We start from the raw sequence: 3,949 nt of genomic DNA, 5'->3' as shown, positions 1-3,949 counted from the left end.
GGCCGGGGGGCGCGCGCCCCCCCCCCCCCCCCCGGGGGGGGGGGGGGGGGGGGGGGGCCCCCCCCCCCCCCCCCGCATCGCTCAGCCCCGCACGAACTCGCCCCGGCGGTAGCCCTGCGCGAACAGCAGCGCCGTCAGGTCGCCGTGATCCACCTTCGCCCGCGATGCCGCCGCGACGGCGGGCTTGGCACGGTAGGCGATGCCGAGCCCGGCCGCGCGGAGCATGTCGAGGTCGTTGGCGCCGTCGCCGACCGCCAGCGTCGCCTCCATCGGCAGCCCGTTCGCGCTGGCCAGGCGTGTGAGCGTCGCCAGCTTGCCGTCGCGACCGAAGATCGGCTCCGCCACACGCCCGGTGAGCTTGCCGTCCTGCACGATCAGCGTGTTCGATACGTGCTCATGGAACCCGAGCTTCGCGGCCACGCGCCCGGTGAAGAAGGTGAAGCCGCCCGAGGCGAGGCAGCAGGTCGCGCCATGCGCGCGCATGGTCGCGACCAGCTCCGCCGCGCCGGGCATGATCGGCGTCTCCGCCCAGGTGGCCTCCAGCGCCGAGACGTCGAGCCCTGCGAGCATCGCCACCCGCGCGACCAGGGCCTCGCGGAAGTCCAGCTCGCCATTCATCGCGCGCGCGGTGATCGCGGCGATCTTCTCCTTCAGCCCGGCGAAGGCCGCGATCTCGTCCAGCGTCTCGGTGGTGACGATGGTGCTGTCCATGTCGGCGACGAGCAGGCGCTTGCGCCGCCCCTCGCGCGGCTGCGCGATCGCGTCCACCGGCGCGCCGGCCAGCGCGGCCCACGCCGCCGCCACCGCCTGGTCGGGTGCGCCGGTGAAGGGGATGTCCGCTGCCTCGCCTTCCGCCAGCCAGTCGGGGCGTTCCGGGGCGCCGCCGAGCGCGTCCAGCGCGGCGCGCACCCGGCTGACCAGCGCGGGCTCGAGCGCGCCGGGCTGGGCGATCAGGGTCAGGATGTGGGGCATGGCGCGCGCCCTCTGCCACCATGATCGCCACCGCGCAACCCGCCGCGATTCTGCTGGCGGGCCCGACCGCCTCGGGCAAGAGCGCGCTGGCGCTGGTGCTCGCGGAGCGCCTCGGCGGCGAGGTCATCAATGCCGATTCCATGCAGGTCTATCGCGAGCTGCGCATCGTCACCGCGCGTCCGTCGGAGGTCGACCAGGCGCGCGCGCCGCACGCGCTCTACGGCGTCCGGCCCGCGGCGGAGGCCGGCACCGCCGCCTGGTGGCGCGGCGCTGCGCTCGCCGCGATGGACCGGGCGCGCGCCGCGGGACGCGTGCCGATCCTGTGCGGCGGCACCGGGCTCTATTTCGCCGCGCTGACCGAGGGGCTGGCCGAGATCCCGCCGATCCCGCCCGCGGCGCGGGAGGAGGCGCGGCGCCTGCTGGCGGTGGAGGGGCCGGCCGCCCTGCATGCGCGCCTCACCCTCCGCGATCCCGAGACGGCGGCCGGGCTGCGCCCGACCGACAGCCAGCGCCTCGCCCGCGCCTACGAGGTGGTGATCGGCACCGGCCGCGGCCTGCGGGACTGGCAGCGTGCAGGCGGCACCGGCGCGGCGCCCTGGCGCTTCGCCGCGCTCATCCTCGATCCGCCGCGCGACGCGCTGCGGGCGGCGATCGCGGCGCGCTGGGCGGCGATGCTGGACGCCGGCGCGGTGGAGGAGGTGCGCGCCCTCGCGACCCTCGGGCTCGATCCGGCGCTGCCGGCGATGCGCGCCCATGGCGTGCCCGAACTGCTGGCGCATCTCCGCGGCGCGATGACGCTGGAGGCGGCCTCGGCGCGGGCGATCCTGAACACCGGGCAGTACACCAAGCGCCAGGCGACGTGGTTTCGCCATCGCGCACTCGCGCCTGCGTCCGAAACGAGGCGATTTAGTGCAATGGGAGCGTCATTGGCGCAAGATTCGGAAAGTTTGTTAGAATATTTCGCAGTTTTTGTTGGAAGACGTCATTGACGCAGTGCGGCATGGCGCGTAAGGGTGCCGGCCCCGGCAAGGATCGGCCTTGCCGGGCGCATCCAGCACGCGCAACGCGCAGGCCAAGCGCAGGAAAGTACGCACGAAGATGTCCGCCACCACCCAGCACGCCGAGCCCGCCGCCCTGACGATGTCGGGCGCCGAGGTCGTCCTCCGCGCGCTGAAGGACCAGGGCGTAGAGGTCATCTTCGGCTATCCGGGCGGTGCGGTATTGCCGATCTACGACGCGATCTTCCAGCAGAACGCCATCCGCCACATCCTGGTGCGCCATGAGCAGGCCGCGGTGCACGCCGCGGAGGGCTATGCGCGCTCCACCGGCAAGGTCGGCGTGGTGCTCGTCACCTCCGGTCCCGGCGCGACCAACGCGGTGACGGGCCTTGTGGATGCGCTGATGGACAGCATCCCGGTGGTCTGCCTGACCGGCCAGGTGCCGACCCACCTGATCGGCAACGACGCGTTCCAGGAGGCCGACACCACCGGCATCACGCGCCCCGCGACCAAGCACAACTACCTGGTCAAGAAGAGCGGCGATCTCGCCCGCGTGGTCCACGAGGCCTTTCGCGTGGCGCGCACCGGCCGCCCCGGTCCCGTCGTCATCGACCTGCCGAAGGACATCCTGATCAGCAAGGCGCCGTACGAGGAAGCGCCCGGCGAGGACGTTCCGCACCGCTCCTACCGCCCGCAGACGGAGCCGGACATGGCGCAGGTGCGCAAGGCGGTGGCGCTGCTGAAGGCGGCGAAGAAGCCGGTGATCTACACCGGCGGCGGCGTGATCAATGCTGGCCCGCACGCCTCCGAGCTGCTGACGAAGTTCGTCCGGATGACGGGCTTCCCCTGCACCAACACCCTGATGGGCCTCGGCGCCTTCCCGCACAGCGACCCGCAGTTCCTCGGCATGCTGGGGATGCACGGCACCTACGAGGCGAACCTGGTGATGCATGGCTGCGACGTCATGCTGAACATCGGCGCCCGCTTCGACGACCGCGTGACGGGCAAGCTGTCCCACTTCGCGCCGACGTCCAAGAAGATCCACTGCGACATCGACCCGTCCTCCATCAACAAGAACGTCAAGGTGGACGTGCCGATCGTGGGCGATGCCGGGCGCATCATCGCCGCGCTGATCGAGGCGTGGAAGGAAGACGCGACCCAGCCGGACCGCGAGGCGCTCGCCGCCTGGTGGCGCCAGATCGACCAGTGGCGCGCCAAGGACTGCCTGCGCTACACGCAGAAGGGCAGCATCATCAAGCCGCAGCACGCGGTGAAGCGCCTGTTCGAGATCACGAAGGAACTCGGCAAGGAGACCTTCATCACCACCGAGGTCGGCCAGCACCAGATGTGGGCCGCCCAGTATTTCGGGTTCGACAAGCCGAACCGCTGGATGACCTCGGGCGGCCTCGGCACCATGGGCTACGGCCTGCCGGCGGCGATGGGCGTGCAGATCGCCCACCCCGACGCGCTGGTGATCGACATCGCCGGCGAGGCCTCGATCCTGATGAACATCCAGGAGATGTCCACGCTGGCGCAGTACCGCCTGCCGGTGAAGGTGTTCATCCTGAACAACGAGTACATGGGCATGGTGCGCCAGTGGCAGGAACTGCTGCATGGCGGCCGCTACTCGGAAAGCTACAGCGCCGCGCTGCCGGACTTCGTGAAGCTGGCCGAGAGCTTCCATGGCGTGGGGATGCGCGCGGAGACCGCCGACGACCTCGACCGCGTCATCCGGGAGATGATCGCGATCGACCGCCCCGTCATCGCCGACATCGTGGTGGACCAGAAGGAAAACTGCTTCCCGATGATCCCCTCGGGCGCGGCGCACAACGAGATGATCCTGGGGCCCGACCAGGAGGGCAACGCGGCGATGGTGACGGACGAGGGCAAGGTTCTCGTATAGGCCGCCCCGCTTCGATCTTCCGCGGGGGGGGGGGCGCGCCCCCCCGGGGGCCGGGGGGGGGGCCCGGGGCGGCGCC

General features: G+C 71.8%; 3 protein-coding genes. 2 read left to right on the top strand and 1 reads right to left on the bottom strand.

Going from position 1 to position 3,949, the window contains the following annotated elements:
* Positions 1-81 precede the first annotated feature (81 nt).
* Complete coding sequence (gene serB, locus AC1MIR_RS16310) at positions 82-972, bottom strand: phosphoserine phosphatase SerB (RefSeq protein WP_480029238.1); 891 nt, start codon at positions 970-972, stop codon at positions 82-84.
* A 20-nt stretch (positions 973-992) separates the two neighbouring features.
* On the opposite strand from serB, the gene miaA reads away from it, so the two are divergent.
* Together miaA and AC1MIR_RS16300 are read left to right on the top strand one after the other, a co-directional pair.
* Positions 993-1,961 carry a tRNA (adenosine(37)-N6)-dimethylallyltransferase MiaA gene (gene miaA / locus AC1MIR_RS16305; protein ID WP_480029237.1) on the top strand — a complete coding sequence of 323 codons (969 nt, stop codon included), beginning with the start codon at positions 993-995 and terminating at the stop codon, positions 1,959-1,961.
* Between the two features lie 109 nt (positions 1,962-2,070).
* The gene (locus tag AC1MIR_RS16300; protein ID WP_480029236.1) at positions 2,071-3,873 is read left to right on the top strand and encodes an acetolactate synthase 3 large subunit; all 1,803 of its coding nucleotides are present in this window, start codon (positions 2,071-2,073) and stop codon (positions 3,871-3,873) included.
* The last annotated feature ends 76 nt before the right edge of the window (positions 3,874-3,949 follow it).

Source organism: Falsiroseomonas sp. RANM36 (assembly GCF_056682175.1).
The sequence above is the reverse complement of the archived record's forward strand: the minus strand, read 5'-3'. Positions and strand labels throughout refer to the sequence as shown.